Genomic DNA, 22,428 nt, shown 5'->3' on the forward strand with positions numbered 1-22,428 from the left:
TCCGAAGGAGGAGAAATGCTGCATTTCGTACAACAATTTTGGATTAGGGACGAAATCTTGAGCAAAATGTTGTATTATGGGCAGGATTTCCCTGTAAACGACAGCAGCCGCCCGGAAATTCAAAAATGCACAGGGTGAAGAATGGGTTGTATGTTAAGTTGTTAAGTTCAGCCTATGTAAATACATAATATTTACTTGCAATAAATGCATTCAGCCTATATAGTGAATTGCTCCCCGTATTTGACTTGATCCGCTGCTACAGCTTTCATTATTTAAACATAGATTGAGCTTACTGAATCAGCTATTATAATGCTGTAAAACTCCAAACCATATCCGAAGAGGGATGAAGCATGTATAAATTAATTCTCGCCGAAGACGAGGAAGATGTAAGAGAAGGCATTATCGCCCAGATCGACTGGGAGAAATACGGATTCGAAGTGGTGGAGCAGGCAGAGAACGGCCGTGAAGCAGCCGATGCGATAGACCGGCTGCTGCCGGATGTGGTGGTTACCGATATCCAGATGCCGTTCATGAACGGACTGCAGCTGGCGGAATGGATCCGCAGCCGTCACCCTAACACGAAGATAATCATTCTGACCGGCTATGATGAATTCGAATATGCCCAGAAGGCGATTAAGCTGCAGATTGATGAATATATTCTTAAGCCCTTCTCTTCCCAGGAGCTGATTGATGTCCTGCTGAAGGTTAGAGCTGCGATTGAGACCGAGATTGCCGAGAAGGAAAATGTATTCGTGCTCAGCGAGCATTACCGTAAGAGCCTGCCGGTGCTGCGTGAGCAGTTCCTGTCCTCCCTGGTGTCACGCCGTCTGCGCTCCGCGGAAATTGCCGAGAAAAGTGCAGAATACGGCATTAACCTGAGCGGGGAGCTATTCCAATCCTCTGTTATCAGTATTGATTATATCCGTCCGGACAGAAGCTCCGGCGTGCCTGAGGCGGGGCCGGTATCCCTGCGTGACACCGGGGACCGTAATCTGCAGCTCTTTGCCGTGCTGAACATTGCCGAGGAAATCTGCCAGAAGCACAGCTTCGGCAAGGTGTTCATCCACCGCGATGATGTGGTGCTGCTCTCTGTCAGCCAGGAAACCGATGAGAGCGAAATCACAGGCAGAACCTTCGCTATCCTTGAAGAAATCCGCCAGAATGTACAGCGTTTCCTGAAGCTTACAGTGACTGCTGGTGCAGGAACGGTATGCCGGATGCCGTCCATGCTGTTCAATTCCTTCGGAGATGCACTGCAGGCACTGGATTACCGGCTGATTCTCGGCAACAACCGCGTGATCTGGATTGAGGATGTGGAGTCGAGATCCAGCCAGATGCTGGCCTATGATGAGCTGACCCAGCAGTCGCTGATCCGCACGATCAAGCTGGGTACAGTCCAGGAGCTGCGGGAAGTGGTGGACGAGCTGTTCGGGGGACTGGATACGGCGCAGGTCTCGACACAGGATTATCAGATTTTTCTGCTGGAGATCATTACATCGATTCTGCGGGTGGCCAAGGAATCCGGCAGTGAAACGAATGACTTTATCGGCTCCGGCATTTCATCGCTGACCGAGCTTAATAAGTTCAACAATATGGGGGAAGCCAAGCAGTGGATTATCACGGTGTGCAGCCGGCTGATGGATACCATCGCCTCCGAGCGGCAGTCGAGCTATAAGCAGCTGATTGACCAGGCCAAGGATTATATCCGGGCCCATTATGAGGAGTCCGACATTTCCATCGGCAAGGTATGCCAGCATCTGCATATCAGCACAGGCTATTTCAGCAGTATTTTCAAGAAAGAAATGAAGATGACCTTTGTCAGCTATCTGCTGCAGATCCGGCTGGAGGCGGCGAAGGAAATGCTGCGCTCGACCGAGCTGAAGGCATTTGAAATCGCCGAGCGGATCGGTTTTGCCGATCCGAACTATTTCAGCTTCTGCTTCCGCAAGAAATACGGACAGTCACCCAAAGAGTATAAGAACAGCTCGCGGGGAGGATAACTCATGACCAAGCCGAAGGGTACTTTCTTTCCGCTTCGCCCGCAGCCCCGCAAGAGAGGCAAAATCCGCCTGTCTTCCAAGCTGCGGAGCATCCAGCTCATTATTACCCTGACCTTCACAGCGGTGACGGTAGCCGTTGCAGTGATCGTCAGCATTATGCTGTACGGCAAGTTTGCCAACACGGCGGAGGAGAATGCCAATCTCAACATGCAGCAGATTATTGAGCAGGTGAATTATAATCTGGAGCTGTATGTTAAAGGGATGGGCAGCATTTTTGAGACGGCGGAGAAGCAGATCACCACGAGTCAATCCATTGACTCTCCGCTGCTCTATGAACGCATGGACACACTAATGAGCAGCCGTGAGGACCTGGTATCCATGGCTGTTTTTACACCGCAGGGCAAATATGTGGTGGGTACGCCTGGTCAAAGCATGCGTCTGAACACTCAACTGGAGAGCCAGAGCTGGTTCACCACGGCCAAGCGGACCTCGGAAATATCCTATTCAGCCCCGCATATTCAGAATTTGTTCAAAGGACGGTATACCTGGGTCGTATCGATCAGCAAAATGATTCAGTACAGGGAGAAGGGCGAGCTGAAAACCGGTGTCCTGCTGCTGGATTTCAATTTCAGGACGATTGATGAGCTAAGCCGGCAAGTGAAGCTCGGTAAAAGAGGATACGCTTACATTCTCGATCCGCTCGGGAATATCGTCTACCATCCGCAGCAGCAGCTGATCTATGCCGGCCTCAAATATGAGAATGTGGAACCGGTGCTGGAATATGCCTTCCGCAGCTATCTGGATGAGTCCACCGGAGAGAAGCGGTTTATTACCGTGCGCACGCTGGCCCAGACCGGCTGGAAGATCGTCGGGGTCGCTTACTACGATGAGATTGTAACGACCAAACGCGACCTGAACCAATTTCTGTCCTGGTTCCTCGCAGTTGTCCTGGTGTGTGTGGTTGCCGTATCTGTGTTCCTGTCCTGGCTGATTGCCAGTCCGATCCGCAAGCTGGAGCGCACGGTCAAGCAGGTGGGCGAGGGAGACCTCAATACCCCGATCAATGTCAGCGGCGCCTATGAGGTGGAACAGCTGTCCAAACGCTTCAATATGATGCTCCAGCGTATCCGGCAGCTGATGGATCAGATCATCTATGAGCAGGAGACGAAGCGCAAGGGCGAGCTTGAAGTCCTGCAGTCGCAGATCAACCCTCATTTTCTATACAACACACTGAACTCGGTCATCCGGCTGGCAGAGCGCGGCAAAACGGATGAGGTCGTCACGATGATTCAGTCGCTTTCGAAATTTTTCCGGATCAGTCTGAGCAAGGGCAAGAATATTATTACTATCCAGGAGGAGCTGGATCATATCCGCCATTACCTGGTGATTCAGAGCTTCCGTTTCAAAAATAAGTTCCGTTACGAAATAACGGCACAGGACGAAGTATTGAAGTACCAGACGGTTAAGCTGATCCTGCAGCCAATCGTTGAGAATGCACTTTACCATGGGATCGAAATGATGCCGGATGAAGGGCTGATCTCGATCAGCGCTGAGCTTCAGGATGGGCTCATTATTATCAGGGTCAGTGACAACGGCCTCGGGATGTCTGTAGAAACGATGAACGTGATTCTGAGCGGAGGCGTCAAAAGCGGAAGCGGCTCAGGAGTCGGCGTACGGAATGTTCATGAACGGATCGGGTTATATTATGGCCGCGAATATGGACTAACCTTTCAGAGTGAAATTGAAGAAGGTACTATCGTGACCATTGTGTTCCCGGCCCGGCTGGCCGGAGAAGACATGGATGAGCAGAAGGAGGAGACAAACCGGTGAGAAGCATACGTTTTTGGCTGACCTTGCTGCTATGCGGGGTGCTCTGGATCTCCGTGTCCTCCTGCTTTAATTCGTCGCCTGCTTATATCAATACGAGCAAGACACGTAATATCCACCTGATTGTCAAGATGAACAAGGGGGATTACTGGAATACAGTGAAGCTGGGTGCGGAAGCGGCAGCGAAGGAATTCAATGTCAAGCTGATGTTCAAAGCGCCGGACTCGGAAAGTGATATCGATGAGCAGGTGGGGATGGTGGAGGACTCCATTAAGGAGAAAGCGGATGTGATTATTCTCGCTGCCAGCAGCTATATGGGACTGGCCCAGGTCGTAGACCAGGCTGCATATTACAAAATCCCGGTGATCTCAGTCGATGCGGAAGTCGGATCGGCCAGGGTTCAAGCCTATGTAGGTTCGAATGGTTATGAAGCCGGACAGAAGTCCGCGGAGCGGCTGATTCAGCTTTTGCAGGGATATGGCGAGATTGGAATTATTAACTTCACCAATTCCTCTTTGAATGTTGCGCCGGACTCCAGCGGCAGCATTGATTACGGGGCCAGGGATGCGGATGAGCGCGAAAAAGGATTTCTCAATTACGCAGCCCGTTATCCGAATGTCAAAGTGGTGCAGATTTCCTACACTTCCTCAAGCACGGTGGAGGCCGAAACCCTGACCCGGGAGATGCTGGAGAAGCATCCTAACCTGCGCGGGATTGCCACGTTGAATGAAATTGCTTCCCAGGGAGCAGCCAAAGTCATACAAAGCTTAAGATTGGACAACATAAAGATGGTTGCGTTTGACAGTTCCCCCTCCATGATGGAATCGCTGCAGGATGGCACGGTGCAGGCGACCGTGATCCAGAACCCTTTCAGCAACGGGTATTTAGCCGTGAAATACGCCGTAGAAGCGCTTGAAGGTGTGACTATTCCGGAGCGGGTGGACACAGGCACCAAGCTGATTGATCTGGAGAATATGCTGTGGCCCGAGAACCAGAAGCTGCTGTTCCCGTTTGTCAGATAGGAGAAAATCAGATTTTAAACATTAGAATTTTCATGAAAATGAGTAGTATTTTATATTCGCAACCGTTTTCATGTAGGGCATAATAAGGATGTACCCGGGACACACCGGGATAACAAAAAGAAATATCCTCAGGAGGTCAATTGATTATGAAAAAAATCACTTCCGTTTTACTTGCTAGTGCATTGCTGGGTGCTGCTCTTGCAGGCTGCGGCGGCAACAACAACAACGCTGCTGACACTGGTAACAAAGCTAACACAGGCAACGCTGCTGCAACTGCAAACTCCGGTTCCGCTGCTGAAACTCCAAAGGTTGGCGTAGCGATCTACAAATTCGACGATACTTTCATGACGGGTGTCCGTAACGCCATCGATACTGCTGCCAAAGGCATCGCTACTGTAGATATCGTAGACAGCCAGAACTCCCAGCCTACACAAAATGATAAGGTGGATTTGTTCGTCACCAAAAAATATGACGGCATGCTGATCAACCCGGTTGACCGCACAGCTGCAGGCGTTATCATCGACAAAGCAAAAACAGCTGACATTCCGGTTGTGTTCCTGAACCGCGAACCGCTTCCAGAAGATATGAAGAAATGGGATAAAGTTTACTATGTAGGCGCCAAAGCAGAAGAGTCCGGCACAATGTCCGGCCAGCTGATCGTTGACTACTGGAAGGCTCACCCTGAAGCTGACAAGAACGGCGACGGCGTGCTGCAATACGTAATGCTCAAAGGCGAACCGGGACACCAGGATGCTGAGCTGCGGACCACTTACTCCATCCAGGCTATCGAAGATGCAGGTATCAAGGTTGAGAAATTGGCTGAAGATACTGCAATGTGGGATCGCGTAAAAGGACAGGAAAAAATGGCAGCCTTCCTCGGCTCCCACGGCGACAAGATTGAAGCCGTTCTTGCCAACAACGATGACATGGCTCTCGGTGCAATTGAAGCTCTGAAAGCCCAAGGATACTTCACTGGCGACAAATACATGCCGGTAGTAGGCGTTGATGCAACTGCTCCAGCGGTTCAAGCGCTGCAAGACGGAACTATGCTCGGTACAGTGCTGAACGATGCCAACAACCAGGGTAAAGCGGCAATCGTCCTGGCTTCCCTGCTGGCTAAAGGCGAAACACCTACCAAAGAAAACGTAGGCTTCGACATCACTGACAACCAATACGTATGGATCTCCTACAAAAAGATCACTAAAGACAACGTAGCTGACGCTCAATAATAGTTAGATTGCTCCAGATACAGATAAGCTTCATAAACAAAAATCCCGGAGGGTGGTCACCCGCTCTCCGGAATTCCTTTCGGGTAGGGAACAGGATGGAACCGCTGTGCCTCTCATGGAAAAAGAAAAAAAGCGTAGGGGGCGTAACAACATGGCAAATGCTGAGTTTTTGCTGGAAATGAACGGCATTACTAAAGAATTTCCCGGCGTTAAGGCGCTGGACGGAGTCAGCATAAAGGTTAGACCGGGTTCGGTTCATGCACTTATGGGCGAGAACGGTGCAGGCAAGTCGACACTGATGAAATGTCTCTTTGGGATCTATTCACCGGATGCCGGTGAGATCTTCCTGGATGGCCAAAAGGCCACCATCTCTAACTCCAACGATGCACTTAAGCACGGAATTTCGATGATTCACCAGGAGCTGCACCCGGTACCTTTCCGCAGTGTCATGGAGAACATCTGGCTAGGACGTTTTCCGACCAAGGGCATCGGGCCGATTCAGTTCATTGACCACAAAAAAATGTTCACGGACACGGAAAATTTATTTAAAGATCTGGATATCGATCTGAATCCCGAAACTTTGGTGGGCAAGCTGTCCGTATCCAAGGTCCAATCCATTGAAATCGCGAAGGCTGTCTCTTTTCATTCACGCGTCATTGTCATGGATGAACCAACCTCTTCCTTAACCAGCGTAGAAGTTGAGCATTTGTTCCGGATTATCCGGGATCTGCAAAAAAGAGGCGTAGCTATTATCTATATATCTCACAAGATGGAAGAAATTCTTGAAATCTCTGATGAAGTAACCATCATGCGTGACGGCAAAAAGATCGGTACCTGGCCGTCGGCCGAGCTTACCACGGACCTGATTATCTCCAAAATGGTCGGCCGTGACCTTACTAACCGCTTCCCTGAGCGCACTAATGTTCCAGGCGAAGTCTATATGAAGGTGGAAGGCTTGACCTCACCGGAGCCAAGATCCTTTAAGGATGTATCCTTTGAGCTGAGACGCGGTGAAATTCTCGGTGTCGGCGGTCTGGTCGGTGCGCAGAGAACGGAAGTTATTGAAGCATTGTTTGGCCTTCGTGCAATCAAATCCGGCTCCATCTCAATTGAAGGCAAAAAGGTGAAGATCAATTCGCCGCAGGATGCCAAGAAACATGGCCTGGCGCTGTTAACCGAGGAACGCCGTGTAACCGGTATCTTCCCGGTACTGTCCGTTCATGAGAATGGCGCAATTGCCAACCTTGACCATTATAAGACGCCTTACTTCCTGCTGAACGGCAGAAAGAAGAAAGCTGAAGTCGATAAAATGATTGAGAAGCTGCGCACCAAGACACCAACCACCAAAACGCAGATTATGAATCTCTCCGGCGGTAACCAGCAGAAGGTGCTGCTGGCCAGATGGTTGCTTACAGAGCCTGAAGTCCTGCTGCTGGATGAGCCGACACGCGGAATTGACGTTGGTGCCAAATTCGAAATCTATACCATCATTGCCGACCTGGCCAAGCAGGGGAAGAGCATTATCATGATTTCTTCGGAAATGCCTGAGCTGCTGGGGATGTCTGACCGCGTAATGGTCATGTCGGAAGGACGGCTTACAGGAATACTAGAAGGCGAGCAAGCTACGGAAACCGAAGTTATGCGTCTCGCTGCACAGCATTAAGGAGTACGGATAGGAGAATATGCTCGCGTAATTTTAAGGGGGATCACTACTAATGAACGTTAAAAAAGCTCAGTCCTTTGTGACTCAAAACGCAATTTACATCGTGCTGGTACTGCTGATTATGGGGATCATCATATATGAACCAAGCTTCATGTCCATCAACACCCTGCGTGACGTACTGATTCAGTCGTCTACACGCGTTATCATCGCGCTTGGGGTTGCCTTTATCCTCATCACAGCCGGTACCGACTTGTCGGCAGGCCGCGTGGTTGGTTTCACAGCTGTTATCTCCGCTTCGATGCTGCAGATACCGGATTACTCACGCCGCTTCTTCCCTGATCTGCCGCAAGTACAAGTATGGCTGCCCATCCTGATTGCCATCGTTGCCGGTCTGCTCTGCGGTCTCATCAACGGGGTCATCGTCTCCAAGCTTAATGTTCCGCCATTTATCGCAACCCTGGGCACCATGCTCATCGTGTACGGTTTGAACTCCCTGTACTTCGATATGGACCCTAACCAATCGCAGCCTATCGGCGGTCTGCGTCCTGACTTCACCAAAATCGGCTCCGGCTTTATCGGCAGCGGCCAATATTCAATACCTTACATCGTTCTCATAGCCCTGGCGGTCGCGGCCGTCGTGTGGGTACTCTTTAACAAAACTAAGCTGGGCAAAAACATGTACGCTATCGGCGGCAACATGCAGGCTGCCAAGGTTTCCGGTATCAACGTGTCCAAGAACCTGATCTACATCTACGCTATCGCTGGTGCCCTTTACGGTCTGGCGGGTGTGCTTGAAGCTGCAAGAACAGGCGGCGCTACCAACAACTATGGTAACATGTACGAGCTTGACGCCATCGCGGCTTGCGTAGTCGGCGGCGTATCCACTACCGGCGGTATCGGTACAGTTCCAGGTGTTCTGGTCGGTGTTATCATCTTCACCCTGATCAACTACGGTCTGACCTTCATCGGCATCAGCCCTTACTACCAGCTGATCATCAAAGGCCTCATCATCATCGCGGCTGTATCGTTCGATATGCGTAAATATTCTTCGAAGAAATAATTGTGGTTCGGTGATTAGCCGTAACTGCGAATGTTTGGACTTCCGGGTGCTGGTGCACCCGGAGTTTTTGCGTTCAATGTACCGATGTAAGAGGTAAAATGAACTGAGAAACTTTGATATCAGGTATGATCGTAACTGCGGTGAGTTTTGGACTTCCGGCCGCTGTTAGGTTTGGATTTCCTGATTTTTATCCGCTGTCTGCGGTAGAAATCCAAACAAGCGTATGCTTACGAAGTGAGCTTTCCTACGGAAAGCTTTTAGGCGGTCGCTATCGCTCCTCCAGTTCCAAAATCCCCTCCGTTACTCTCACCTTATATGGGGTTTATAGTTCATCTTACATTTCGATTGAAAGCAAGAACCCTCCGGGTGCTGCCGCTCCTCCAGTTCCAAACTTTACCTTCGTTACTCCCATCACCTCACCCAGGTGGGGGTGGTGCAAATTAAGCGTTTGCGGTATTTCGCAAACGTCTTTTGCTTGGGGCTTGTTGATTTTGTCGCAACTTTTCTCCAAAACCATGCCCAATATCTCAACCCTTAAGTGAGCAGCAAACGCAGCAAACCCCAAAGTAACCAGGTGTATAAATGTTGTACGTAGTGCAACTCGCAGGCTTAAATATATAAGTGTTCGGGCGGATTGTTGTACGAAATGCAAGAATTTCCTTGCATTTTGCCTTGGAGAAGGCGGAATGATGTATTTCGTACAACAATTTTGGATTTAGGGGTGTTATGATGAGCGAAATGTTGTATTTAGTGCAATATTTTAGGTTGAAGTAGTGAGGTTTCTCTTATTGCCCTCCAATTCCAGCGCATGTAGCTGCAGAACCCCAATAACAAGTGACAGGGCAGGCGAAGCAGCCCTTGAACATCCTGCTAACACACTCTGAAAGGGTGTTTTTGTGCTGCTTTTAGGTTGCAGTTTATGCCTTTGATGTAGTTTGTGTCTGTGACCTTGGTTATGCTGAAGAAAGGTGGAGAGTAACGGAGGGGAAGTTTGAACTGGAGGAGCGGGAGCGTCCGCCTTTGTCTCCGGATTTCCACCGCGTTATAGCGGTTCAAATCAAGAAATCTGGAGACAACAGCGGCCGGAAGTCCAAACATTCACCGCAGTTACAGCCTCACCTTTCCTAGTTTGCTTTTAAGCCCTCACGCTCCTAACGCATTCCACGCTCCTAACGCATTCCACGCTCTCAACGCATTCCACGCTCACGCTGACGCCCATACTCACGCGTATCGGCAGCTCTGGGCACATAAACACCCTTTCCCCCTCACTCTCATATTCTATAGGCAAATGCCTTTGTAAGGGAGAGCGACTGAATGCTGAGGATTAAGCTGAACGAGCTGGGAAAAGAGAATGACAATGGTCTGATTCAGACGGAGGTATGGCGGTGGGACGGAATCGGCTGGAATGAGGTTATTCCGCAGCAGGAGGAGGATTTCATCCGTGCGGATGATGATCTGTTCGTGACGATCCCGGCAGAGGCGGGATTATACCGCGTAGACTACTCCAAAAAACCGCTGGAGGCGCTTATCGTGCTTCCGGAGGTAGATGCCAGCGGGCTGCGGGCGGAGATGCTGCATCCGGCTCCTTTTAAGCTTAAAGACGGAACACTGTGGGGTTACATTAATAACGACGGACGGACTGTGATCGAGCCCAGATATGACTATGCGGAGGATTTCCAGGAGAATGGCCTGGCGGTAGTGCAGCGCAAGAATTACAGCGGCCTGATTGACAGCTCCGGGCGTGAGAAGGTCAAACCGCTATATTCCTTTATTGCTCCGTTTGCCGAAGGGCGGGCTGTGGTTTCGGATGCCAAGGGCTACACTTTTATTGATGAGAAAGGTAAAGAGGTCACGTCCGCGCGGTATGACTATCTGAATTCGCTGCATGAAGGCCGCGCGCTGTTCTCCAAGCAGAATACAACCGGGGGGAACTCATACTACGGATATCTGGATGCCCAAGGCAAAGAGGTGCTGCCAGCGGTGTATCTGGATGCCGGGGATTTCAATGACGGAACGGCTCTGGTCAAAGTCGCTGAGGGGGAGTACGCGCTGATTGATCCCCAGGGAACGGTGCTGCATACGTATAAATATCCATTCGTGGGGTATCCGGGGGAAGGTCTGCTTGCTTTTCAGGCTACGGAGAACGGGAAATACGGTTACCTCCATACAGACGGCAGCATTGCCATCCAGCCGCAGTTTACGGCAGCCTTGCCTTTCTCGGAAGGGCGTGCGGTAATCAACACAGCTGAGGATTACGGTAATGCATACGGTCTGATTGACAAGCAGGGCAAAGCCATTATTCCGGCGACTTACTATGAAGTCCAGCAGCTGGGTGAGAACCGGGTTGCGCTGGGAACCCCGCTTTATGCCGATCAGCCGTACCGGGGTTCACGTTATGTGATTGCCGATGCGCTTACAGGCAGAATTCTCAGCACCCATCCGCTGCTCGGGGTGAACAATTATCAGAACGGGCTTGCGTCGGTGTATGATGCCAAGGACACGTATTTTATTGATAAAAGCGGTAAAAAAGCCGCCCAGCCGCCGGTCATTGCCGGCTCAGGATCTCTATCCTTCAGCGGCAACCTGATCCGTGCGGATGTTGACCAGCGTACTGCCTACTATGACCGCAAAGGCAAGCAGGTATGGCGGCAAAATGGGGTCATTCCGCTCAGACCGCCGTACTCCGTGCTGGAGAAGAAATATAAACCGAACAGGGATTATCTGGTCTACTATCCGGTAGTAGAAGGGATTGCTGTCGCTGAGATATCCAAATCAGTCAATGATAAGCTGCGCAGTCTCTCACTCGCAGAAGGTGCGGGGACTGGGGGAGCGGGGCAGGATTTTAGCTATACGGGGGATTTTGCCGTATCCTTCTTCCGCAAGAACCTGCTGGTACTTGAGCTCAGCGGATACCGCTTTCCGTTTGGAGCGGCGCATGGAATGCCGACTATGATCTATGAGCATATCAATTTGCGCACCGGCAAATTTTACACGCTGAGTGATCTGTTTAAGCCTGGCAGCAAATATGTGCAGAAACTCAGTGATATTGTCGGAAAACAGATTGCGAATGATCCGCAGTATTCCTATGTTTTTCCCGATACGTACAAAGGCATTACGGCTGACCAGCCTTTTTATGTAGATGGCGAAGCGCTGTATCTCTATTTTGCCCCTTATGAAATTGCTCCGTATGCTGCGGGCTTTCCTACATTCCGGATTCCGTATGCCGAAATTATGGGCCTGATCTCGACAGAAGGGGATTTCTGGCAGTCCTTTCATTAAGCGGGGGGCCGGTGAATGCCGATATTAACTGTAAGAACATGTGACCGTTCTGAAGAGGACGGTTTCTTAAATATAAGAATATATATGCTTCGCGTTATGAATTATCCTTCTATATCTCGTTGAAACGGTACCGTCCTTATTACAGGACGGCAAAGCCGTTTCCACTTTTTGAACAGAAGCGGACAAGCCTCAGCCGTGAAGAAAAATGTCATAATTTAGAAGCGCACAGCCTGGTTTTTTATGTTACAATGACTGAGGAACAAATTACAACTTTGTAACAATTGATGTCCGCAACTCTCGGCAGCCAGGTAATTCTACAACAAGAATAAGGAGATGGCAGAATGAAAAGCAAGACTTTAAGAGCAATGATAGGTGGAAGTGTAGCCGCTGTTATGGCACTTAGCATTTCACTTCCATTACAGGCAAGCGCAGCAGCTGGAGCCACTACGGCAACCGCTTCAGATACGAATTTCGCAAAATTCATGGAATATTTCACACAGTACAATTCGAAGTCATTTGTATTTGACGGGAATACGTTCACCGTATCCAAGACCGTTATCTATAAGAATCCTGTAGCAACAGTTCCGGCAGCAACAGCTAAGCCGGTGGCTACCGCTGTACCAGTAGCGACAGCTAGACCAGTAGTCACAGCCGCGCCAGTAGCAACGGCTAAGCCTGTTGTTACACCAGCACCGACAGCCGCGCCAGTAGCAACGGCTAAGCCTGTTGTTACACCAGCACCGACGGCTGCGCCAGTAGCAACGGCTAAGCCGGTAGCTACACCAGCTGCAACTGCAGCTCCAGCTGTCGCAGACAGCGCTTCAAGCTACATTCAGCAGGTTGTAGCCCTGGTGAACAAAGAACGCGCAGCAGCAGGACTGGCTCCTGTCTCCGCACTGGACAGCCTGAACAAAGTGGCAGCGGCTAAGGCTACTGACATGCGTACGAACAACTATTTCTCCCATACTTCCCCGACCTATGGATCGCCTTTTGATATGATGTCCGCGTTCGGTATTACTTATCAGGCAGCCGGAGAGAATATCGCGATGGGCCAGAAAACGCCGCAGGAAGTTATGACTGCCTGGATGAACAGCCCGGGCCATAAGGCTAACATTCTGAGCACGAATTTCAACTACATCGGCGTAGGCTTCGACAATAATTACTGGGTTCAGGAATTCATCGGCAAATAATATAACGCAGCTCTTAAGCTTCACTCGTCCTCCGGCATTGCCGGGGGGCTTTTTTTGAGGTTTAGTAAATGAAGATAATCTACGAGAAACACCACTAATAGTTGTTGTTTTTATTCTGGATCGGGAAATGAAGGTTTTTGTCAGACGAAGATAAATCAATTTGCAGTTTCGAAGTTCTGCACTGTAGTTTCGCTTTTTGGACTTTGCAGTTTCGCAGTTTCGCATGATCAGAGCAGTGCTATAGTGCCGCCCTGGCTGCTCCACACTGTTTAGGTGAAAGCGGCGGAGGGGATTATGGAACTGTAGGAGGGGGAGCGACCGCCTTTGTCACCAGATTATCACCGCGAAGAGCGGTACAGATCAAAAAAAGCTGGGGAAAACAGCGGCCGGAAGTCCAAAATCACCGCAGCCGCGCCTTTCACCAAAACCCCCGCTTTATTTGCAAATTAAGCAAAGAAGAATTATGTTTATCTACATAGTTAAGAAGTTTGTAAAATGTGGAACAATGGAGAATAGAACGGCATACGGAGGGATAGCATTGAACGATTCCAAATGGACCTGGAGGGCAGTGGGCCTGGTATCCATCCTGGCAACTTTACTTTTAATTACAGGGTTTGTGTATGCGGTAAGCGATATTATCAACCCCAAGGGGGAGACACTCCTATCATCCCTCCCGCAGGAAACAGCTGCACCGACAGCCGCGGCAACGGATGAATTGAAGATACTGGCGCTGGGGGATTCTCTGGCCAAAGGGACCGGCGACAATTCCGGACAGGGGTTTGTGAAGCGTACGCTGGAGGCGTTATCGGCGGACGGAGGCAAGGCGGAGCTGCTCGGCAACATGGGCATTAACGGCTTAACCACAGCCGGACTGCAGAGCAAGCTTCAGGAGGAGGGTGTGCAGTACGCGCTCCGCCAGGCGAATGTAATCCTGATCTCTATAGGCGGCAATGACCTGTTCCGCGGCTCGGATATTCTGGGGACAGGCAGCAGCAGCGGAGAGGCAGTATCGTCAGCAGATACGGAGAATCCTGCGGACGGAATAGCGCCGCTGGAGACTGAATCCGCTGCGAATAACACGGTAGAAGGTTCAGCGCCCGTGCCTACAGCCTCCACCGACGAATTAACCCCCGAATCTCTGCTCTCGGCTCTGCCTGATGCATCGGGGCGGCTGGGCAGTATTCTTGACACCATTGCCGGGATTAATCCGCAGGCACAGATTTATTACGTGGGATTGTATAATCCCTTCGGAGATATTGCGGACCTGATGGTTCCGGGTAATCAGGCTGTAACCGCCTGGAACAATGCAGCGATGGATATCATCAACACCCACAGCAATATGACGCTCGTTCCGACCTTCGATTTGTTCAACCGGCATCTGGACAAGTATCTCTCGAATGACCACTTCCACCCGAACGGGGACGGTTATCAGCGGATGAGTGAGCGGATTGTACAGGCTGTACATTAACCTGGGACAGGGAATGGAGCAGGGCAGGGAACATTCTGAACAGAAATGACCGCAGCAAGGAGTTGTATAGAGATGGCTAAACCAATGCAAGAAGCCTCCGTGGAGGTAGTCCTGTCCGTACAAGGGGTCCGCAAAAAAATCGGCCGTAAATGGATCATAGATGATGTTACGTTTGACGTCCGGAAAGGTGAGATTTTCGGCTTCCTCGGTCCTAATGGGGCCGGCAAAACCACAACAATCCGCATGCTGGTTGACCTGATCCGGCCAAGTGAGGGCACGATTACCGTCTGCGGCTATAATGTGAACCGTGACCCGGAAAAAGCATTGCAATACGTTGGCTCCATCGTCGAAAACCCCGAGGTGTATACGTATCTGACAGGCTGGGAGAACCTGCAGCATTTCGCCCGCATGCAGCCCGGTGTGGACAAGGCGAGGATTGCCGAAGTGGTGGATATTGTACGGCTGGATCAGCGTATTCATGACAAGGTAAGTACGTATTCACTGGGGATGCGGCAGCGGCTGGGCATTGCCCAGGCACTTTTGGGCCGGCCACGGCTGCTGATTCTGGATGAGCCGACGAACGGCCTGGACCCGAAGGGCATCAAGGAGCTGCGCGAATTCATCCGCAAGCTGGCGGATGAAGGGCTTGCCGTGTTCGTCTCCAGCCATCTGCTGAGCGAGATTCAGCTGCTGTGCGACCGTGTGGCGATCATCAGTAAAGGGCGGGTACTCGCCGTAGGCGGTGTGGACGAGCTGGTTGCCCGCAATTCTCCATACGTCCTGTGGGAGCTGGAGCCGCTGAATCGGGCTAGAGAACTATTAAACGGCCGGCCGGATATCCATCTGCTGGAGCTGGATGAGGTAACACTGGACGACTCCATTATCGCAGGCATGGGAGTGAATTCCCTGATCACGGTTATGGAGGAGGATTTAATCCCGGAAATTGTCGCCGTACTGGTTACTAGAGAGGTTGAGGTCCGGGCTGTGCATAAAATCAACCCTACACTGGAACAGCTATTCTTGAAGCTAACGGAAGGTGAAACTATTGACTAACCTGCTGCCGCTCATCCGCAATGAGTGCCTCAAAATCATAAAAAAGAAACGGTTTTATGTCATCCTGCTCATTCTGCTTGTGCTTGTGCCTATGTTTACCTATGCACAGATGCGTATAGCGGAACGCAGCCGGGATAAGTTTAACTCTGACTGGAGGCTGGAGGTCCAGCAGCAGATTACAGATAACCAGAACTCCCTCGGCAGCGACCGGATTCCGGAAGAATGGAAGTCGTACCGGCGGATTTTTGTCCAGCAGCTGCAGTATTATCTGGATCACGATGTGAATCCGAACGAGCCGAGCGGCGTTACCTTTACCCGTGAATTTCTGGACAATTCCGTGTCCCTGTTCATTCCGCTGCTGATTATGGCGGTGGCCTCGGATCTGGTCTCCGGGGAGAGAACGACAGGAACAATCAAGATGCTGCTGACGCGTCCGGTCAAACGCTGGAAGGTGCTGTTCAGTAAAATGACGGCCCTCATGATGTTTGTCTCCTTAATCGTCCTGTCTGCTTTTATCATCAGCTATCTGGTGTCGGGGCTGGCCTTTGGATACAAAGGATTCAATGTTCCGGTGTTCACAGGCTTCCAGCTGAGCGGGGATACGGTCGATATGACCACGGTTCACGCTGTGCCGCAATGGAAATACCTGCTGATGCAGGGCGGTTTGATCTGGTTCGTCAGCGTAGTTGTTGCTCTGCTGGCTTTCATGGTGTCGGTTCTGGTACGCAGTACGGCAGCCAGTATAGTGGTGATGATGGCGGCGCTGATTGCAGGCACGATCCTGACGAATATGGCTTCTGCCTGGACTGCGGCCAAATATTTATTTATGGTTAATATGGAGCTTACCGGGTATTTAGCAGGTACTCCAGCACCGATTGAGGGCATGACACTGGCATTTTCGATGGCGGTATTGGCGATTTGGGGACTGACTGCAGTAATCATTTCATTCGCCGTCTTTACGAAACGGGATATTTTGAATTAGAATGTACAAAGTGAACGAAAACGTTTGTTTGCATTTTATAGAGATAGTAAGACACAAGAAGGAGGAGCATGAATGCTCGAACAGATCGATATGTTTGCAAAAGTCTCTAAGAACGCCGAAGTGGGCCGGACTGGATACGATGCTGACGACATTCAGGTGCTCGAAGGTCTGGTTGCGGTCCGCAAACGGCCCGGCATGTATATTGGCAGTACGAGTTCCTCGGGACTGCACCATTTAGTATGGGAAATAGTGGACAATGCCGTAGATGAGCATTTGGCCAAGTTTTGCTCGAAGATTGATATTACACTCCGCAAGGACGGATCGGTCACCGTAATTGACAACGGACGGGGGATTCCGACCGGAATGCACAAGACGGGAGTGCCGACTCCGCAGGTTGTTTTCACCATTCTGCATGCGGGTGGTAAATTCGGAGGCTCCGGCTACAAGAAATCGGGCGGTCTGCATGGCGTAGGGGCATCAGTAACCAATGCTTTGTCCGAGTGGCTGGAAGTGGAGATTTACCGTGAAGGCAAGATCCACCGGCAACGCTTCGAATATTGGGTCGACAAAAGCGGGAAAGAACATGTCGGCGAGCCTGTGACAGGCCTTGAGGTACTGGGGAATACGAATAAGACCGGTTCGAAGATCACCTTCAAGCCGGATATTCGCGTCTTCCCGACTGGCATTTCACTGAATTACGACACACTCGCGGAACGGGTGCAGGAGATTGCCTTCCTGAACTCGGGCCTGCGGATCAACCTCAGCGATGAGCGGAGCGGACGGCAGGATGAGTTCTTTTATGAGGGCGGCGCGAGCCAGTTTGTACAGTTCCTCAATGAGGGCAAGGATGTCTTGCATGATGTGGTTCATTTCAGCTCCGAGAAGGATGAGATTGAAGTGGAAATTGCGCTGCAATACAATGCGGGGTACACGGAGACCATTGCTTCTTTCGTCAACTCGATTCCTACGCGCAGCGGCGGGACGCATGAGACCGGCTTCAAGACAGCCTATACCCGTGTGCTGAATGACTACGCCCGGCGGACGCAGCTGCTTAAGGAGAAGGATAAGAATCTGGAGGGTAATGATCTCCGTGAGGGAATGATGGCGGTTATCAGCATTAAGATGTCGGATGTGGAATTTGTCGGACAGACGAAGGATCAGCTGGGTAGTGCTTCTGCACGCAGTGCCGTGGACTTTATTGTCTCGGAGAAAATGGCGCGCTTCCTCGAGGAGAATCCCCAGGTCGCGCAGAGCCTGCTGAAGAAATCGATCCAGGCGTCCAAGGCGCGCGAAGCGGCCCGCAAAGCCCGCGATGAAATCCGCAGCGGCAAGAAACGCAGCGAGAGCTCGAATCTTGGCGGTAAGCTGTCGCCTGCACAATCCAAGGATGTTACGCGTACCGAAATCTTCATCGTAGAAGGCGACTCCGCCGGAGGCTCAGCCAAGCAGGGCCGTGATTCGAAGATTCAGGCCATTCTTCCTCTGAAGGGGAAGCCGATGAATCCGGAGAAGGCCAAGCTGCTGGATATCTTGAAGAACGATGAATACAAGGCGATTATATCGGCGATTGGTGCGGGCATTGGTCCTGATTTTGCCGTGGAAGACAGCAATTATTCCAAAATTATCATTATGACCGATGCCGATACGGACGGTGCGCATATTCAGGTGCTGCTGCTGACCTTCTTTTACCGCTATATGAAGCCTCTGATCGATGCCGGCAAGGTCTTCATTGCCCAGCCGCCGCTGTATAAGCTGACGCGTAAATCGGGTAAGCTGGAAACAGTCCGCTACGCCTGGAGCGATGAGGAGCTGCAGAATTACCTGAAGGAATTCGGTAAGAATTTCGAGCTGCAGCGGTACAAGGGACTCGGTGAGATGAACCCTGATCAGCTGTGGGAAACAACGATGAATCCGGATTCGCGCACGCTGCTGCAGGTGCAGATCGAGGATGCCGCCAAGGCGGAACGCCGCGTCTCCACACTGATGGGCGACAAGGTTGATCCGCGTAAGCGCTGGATTGTCGAGAACGTCGACTTTACAGAAATAGTAGAGTAGGGGTTAGTGGGGAAGTGACGATTACTTCCGCTGTTTTTAATTTTTTGATGATCGTTTTAAGCACAGCGAATGGGATATTCGCGGATTGCCGCCAGAACTTTAGAATAAAGCGAAGCTAAATAAGGTGGTTAGTAACGGAGTGTGAGTTTGGAACTGTAGGAGCGTCAGCGTCCGCTTTGGTATTTAGATTTCATCCGCTATAGCTTGAACTGAATAAGAGAATAACAGATGAGAATAACGGAGGGGGATTTTGGAACTGTAGGAGCGACAGCGACCGCCTTTGTCACCGGATTTCTACCGCTAAAGGCGGTAACAATCAAGAAATCTGGTGACAACAGCGGCCGAAAGTCCAAATATCCACCGCAGTTATGAACAACATCCCCATTGGAATTATTTTAAGTTCAATCTATATTAAGCGTATGAATCAGAAATCTAAATACAATAGCGGCCGGAAGTCCAAAACTCACCGCAGTTACGGCTTAACACTGATTTGTTAAGTTTTATTCTTAAGAGCCTTGAGGCAATACGAATCGAATATCCCAGGCGCGCAGCAGTCAGATCATCAATCATTACAAACGTGGACAGATTGAGGAACAGAAGGTGAAAAGTGAATGAGCAGTTTATCAGAGCAATTTTTGCCGGCTTTTCTGGAAGAGGTCGTTGGTGACCGATTTGGCCGGTATTCCAAATATATCATTCAGGACCGGGCGATTCCGGACGTCCGCGACGGGCTGAAGCCCGTGCAGCGCCGGATTCTGTATGCGATGTACGACTCTGGCAACACGCCGGATAAGCCATACCGCAAGTCGGCCAAAACAGTCGGTGACGTCATGGGTAACTACCATCCTCATGGAGACTCCTCGATCTACGACGGGATGGTCCGGATGGCTCAGCCCTGGAAGATGGGACATGTGCTTGTCGACGGACACGGCAATTGGGGTTCGATGGATGATGACCCTGCAGCAGCTATGCGTTATACAGAAGCGCGCCTGTCTCCAATCGCTTTGGAGATGATGCGTGATATTGAAAAACGCACCGTACTTTTCAAGGACAATTTCGATAATACGGCAAAGGAGCCGGTCGTGGTTCCATCCCGTTATCCGAATCTGCTTGTCAACGGGACAAGCGGGATCTCTGCCGGGTTCGCCACGGAAATTCCGCCGCATAACCTGCGTGAAGTCATCGATGCCTGTATCGCTGTCATGCAGAAGCCGGACATCGCACTGGAGGACATCATGACCTTCATCAAAGGTCCCGACTTCCCTACAGGCGGAACGATTATGGGCGGCGACGGCATTATGGACGCGTACCGTACAGGTAAAGGCCGCATCTATCTGCGCTCGAAGACGGAGATTGAGAACCTGCGCGGCGGCAAGCAGCAGATCGTTATTACCGAGGTTCCCTTCCAGATTGTGAAGTCGCGGCTCGTGACCTCCATGGAGAATATCCGCCTGGAGAAGAAGATCGAAGGCATCGCCGAAGTCCGCGACGAGAGCGGCCGTGAAGGTCTGCGGATAGTGGTGGAGCTGAAGAAGGAAGCCGATGCGAATGGTATTCTGGCCTACCTGCTCAAAAAAACCGATCTGCAGATCACCTACAACTTCAACATGGTGGCCATCGTTAACAAGGCTCCGCAGCAGCTCGGCCTGAAGTCGATCCTTGAAGCCTATATCGCCCATCAGCGTGAAGTGGTTACCCACCGCACCCAGTTTGATCTGGAGCGGGCAGAGGACCGGGCCCATGTCCTGGAAGGGCTGGTTAAGGCTCTGAACATTCTGGATGAAGTGATCGCCGCAATCAAGGCGTCGAAGAACCGCCAGGATGCCCAGAATAATCTCGTGTGGATGTTCGGCTTCAGCGAACGCCAGGCCGATTCCATCCTTACCTTGCAGCTGTACCGGTTAACCAATCTGGAGATTCATTCGCTCCAGAAGGAGCTTGATGAGATGCATGCCAAGATTGCTGTCCTGCAGGGCATTCTGGACAGTGACAAGAAGCTGATTGCGGTCATCCGCAAAGAGCTGCTGGAGATCCGTGATAAATACGGGATCGACCGCCGTTCACTGATTCAGGGTGAAGTGGAGGAATTGAAGGTCAGCATGGAGGTTCTCGTGAATGCGGAGGATGTGCTGGTCGCCATTTCAGAGGGTGGCTATATCAAGCGGACAGGCATGCCATCCTTCACCCGTTCAGGCGGAGAGCGCCACTCATCGGGTGTCAAGGACGGCGACCATATCGTCAGGCTGCTGGACCTGAATACCCGGGACAGCCTGCTTGTGTTCACGCGCAAGGGCCAATACTTCCTGCTTCCGGTTCATCAGATACCGGAATTTAAATGGAAGGAGCCTGGTACCGCGATCGTGAACGTGATCGGCCTCGCCAAGGGCGATGGCATTGTCAGTGTGCTGCCGGTCGGCAACCTGGAGGACCCGCTGGCAAGTCTGGTCTTTGTCACCCGTAAGGGACAGGTGAAGCGTACAGAGCTCAAGGAGTACTCTACAAGCCGTTCCGGAGCCGTGGCCGCCTGTAAGGTAGCTGACGGTGATGAGATCATTACAGTGGCGCTGAGCAGCGGAGACAAGGACATCGTGCTTGTGACCCGTGAAGGGATGAGCATCCGCTTCCGGGAGAGTGAAGTCAACCCTATGGGCCGTGTGGCCACAGGGGTAAGAGGGATTCAGCTGCGAGAAGGCGACGAGGTCGTCTCCAGCTTCTGGGTCAGTGAGGACGAAGGGGAGATTCTTGCGGTTACCGAGATTGGCTACGCCAAACGCTCTCTGCTGCTGGATTACCCTTCCCAGAGCCGCGGAGGCAAAGGGATGCCGACATTCGAGTTCAAAGAAGGCAAACGGGTTCGCCCGAATGGCAGCAGGCTTGTGGGGGCCTTCTACTGCAAGGAGCCCCTGGAGCTGACCGCCATCACCCAGAGCGGTGCGGTTCATGCCTTCTCCTCCGAATCGGCACCGCTTGGTGAGCGCCGTTCCATCGGCAAGCAGCTGGTTGCTGTCGAGAAGAAGGATGAGATCATCAGCCTGTACCCCGCAGTTAAATAGCCGGGGCAGAAGCTTAGAATATTAAATAATTCAAACGGCGTTCGGCTGCTCTGGTCTACAGAGCTCCGAACGCCGTTTATTTGTATTAGCGGGATTTACAAGTATGGTCAGGCAGCGGAGAATTACACGGTTCGCTCCGAGTCACGTCAAGTAGTGTATAGAATGCCTAATGTTGCAGGTATTACAACTTTGATTCATGGATACCAGTGTATGCATAGGTATTGTTGTATGAAATACAAGAATAACCCCCGCTAAGGTTCTTTATAGATGGGGAATGCTGCCTTTTATACAACAATTCTAGATTTAAGGCCGAAATCATAAGGGGAATGTTGTATTTCATGCAGGAATTGGTGCGGAGTTTTCGTTAAACCAGCAGTCACTCCATCTCCACCACAAACAGCGGGTTCATTAAGAAATCTGTAAGTACATACCTCAAATTCACTAGCGCCCGTGATTTTATTTTTTTCTTTTGCAGGAAATGGAATTTTTTTCGCGAAAATGTTTAGGTATACCGGATAGAGATCCGCAGGGAAAGGAAGGAATAAGT

Annotated in this window: 14 protein-coding genes; all 14 read left to right on the forward strand. The window is 51.0% G+C overall.

All coding sequences use genetic code 11. From position 1 onward, the window contains the following. Window positions 1–350 precede the first annotated feature (350 nt). Window positions 351–2,000, forward strand: a complete 1,650-nt coding sequence (locus NSU14_RS09675) for a response regulator (RefSeq protein ID WP_336103899.1) — start codon at window positions 351–353, stop codon at window positions 1,998–2,000. Between the two features lie 3 nt (window positions 2,001–2,003). Beyond that, window positions 2,004–3,830: a sensor histidine kinase gene (locus NSU14_RS09680; RefSeq protein WP_340944431.1), complete on the forward strand. Its 1,827-nt coding sequence runs from the start codon at window positions 2,004–2,006 to the stop codon at window positions 3,828–3,830. Continuing rightward, entirely contained in the window at window positions 3,827–4,849 is a 1,023-nt protein-coding gene (locus NSU14_RS09685; protein ID WP_340944433.1) for a substrate-binding domain-containing protein, read from the forward strand. Before NSU14_RS09680 ends, NSU14_RS09685 begins: the two co-directional genes overlap by 4 nt. 146 nt (window positions 4,850–4,995) lie before the next feature. Then, entirely contained in the window at window positions 4,996–6,078 is a 1,083-nt protein-coding gene (locus NSU14_RS09690; RefSeq protein WP_099052481.1) for a galactose ABC transporter substrate-binding protein, read from the forward strand. A 151-nt stretch (window positions 6,079–6,229) separates the two neighbouring features. Next, window positions 6,230–7,741 carry a sugar ABC transporter ATP-binding protein gene (locus tag NSU14_RS09695; protein ID WP_042138554.1) on the forward strand — a complete coding sequence of 504 codons (1,512 nt, stop codon included), beginning with the start codon at window positions 6,230–6,232 and terminating at the stop codon, window positions 7,739–7,741. Between the two features lie 52 nt (window positions 7,742–7,793). Next, window positions 7,794–8,801 (forward strand): galactose/methyl galactoside ABC transporter permease MglC, encoded by a 1,008-nt coding sequence (gene mglC / locus NSU14_RS09700; RefSeq protein WP_039307739.1) that lies wholly within the window; start codon window positions 7,794–7,796, stop codon window positions 8,799–8,801. Between the two features lie 125 nt (window positions 8,802–8,926). Continuing rightward, window positions 8,927–9,343 (forward strand): hypothetical protein, encoded by a 417-nt coding sequence (locus NSU14_RS09705; RefSeq protein WP_340944437.1) that lies wholly within the window; start codon window positions 8,927–8,929, stop codon window positions 9,341–9,343. A gap of 772 nt (window positions 9,344–10,115) precedes the next feature. After that, window positions 10,116–12,080, forward strand: coding sequence for a WG repeat-containing protein (locus NSU14_RS09710; RefSeq protein WP_340944439.1), 1,965 nt, complete (start codon window positions 10,116–10,118; stop codon window positions 12,078–12,080). A gap of 341 nt (window positions 12,081–12,421) precedes the next feature. Continuing rightward, window positions 12,422–13,270, forward strand: coding sequence for a CAP domain-containing protein (locus NSU14_RS09715; RefSeq protein ID WP_340944441.1), 849 nt, complete (start codon window positions 12,422–12,424; stop codon window positions 13,268–13,270). A 538-nt stretch (window positions 13,271–13,808) separates the two neighbouring features. After that, window positions 13,809–14,738 (forward strand): GDSL-type esterase/lipase family protein, encoded by a 930-nt coding sequence (locus tag NSU14_RS09720; RefSeq protein WP_340944444.1) that lies wholly within the window; start codon window positions 13,809–13,811, stop codon window positions 14,736–14,738. 72 nt (window positions 14,739–14,810) lie between these two features. Then, a complete protein-coding gene (locus tag NSU14_RS09725) occupies window positions 14,811–15,791 on the forward strand; it encodes an ABC transporter ATP-binding protein (protein WP_256703800.1) in 981 nt (326 codons plus the stop codon). Then, window positions 15,784–16,773 carry an ABC transporter permease gene (locus NSU14_RS09730; RefSeq protein WP_340944446.1) on the forward strand — a complete coding sequence of 330 codons (990 nt, stop codon included), beginning with the start codon at window positions 15,784–15,786 and terminating at the stop codon, window positions 16,771–16,773. The genes NSU14_RS09725 and NSU14_RS09730 overlap by 8 nt, the downstream gene beginning before the upstream one ends. Window positions 16,774–16,845: 72 nt before the next feature. After that, entirely contained in the window at window positions 16,846–18,828 is a 1,983-nt protein-coding gene (parE, locus tag NSU14_RS09735; RefSeq protein ID WP_042138544.1) for a DNA topoisomerase IV subunit B, read from the forward strand. Window positions 18,829–19,439: 611 nt separating this feature from the next. Beyond that, window positions 19,440–21,881, forward strand: coding sequence for a DNA gyrase subunit A (gene gyrA / locus NSU14_RS09740; RefSeq protein ID WP_340944449.1), 2,442 nt, complete (start codon window positions 19,440–19,442; stop codon window positions 21,879–21,881). Window positions 21,882–22,428: the final 547 nt, after the last annotated feature.

This window comes from Paenibacillus sp. FSL R10-2771, from assembly GCF_038000205.1.
Lineage (GTDB): Bacteria > Bacillota > Bacilli > Paenibacillales > Paenibacillaceae > Paenibacillus_AQ > Paenibacillus_AQ phytohabitans.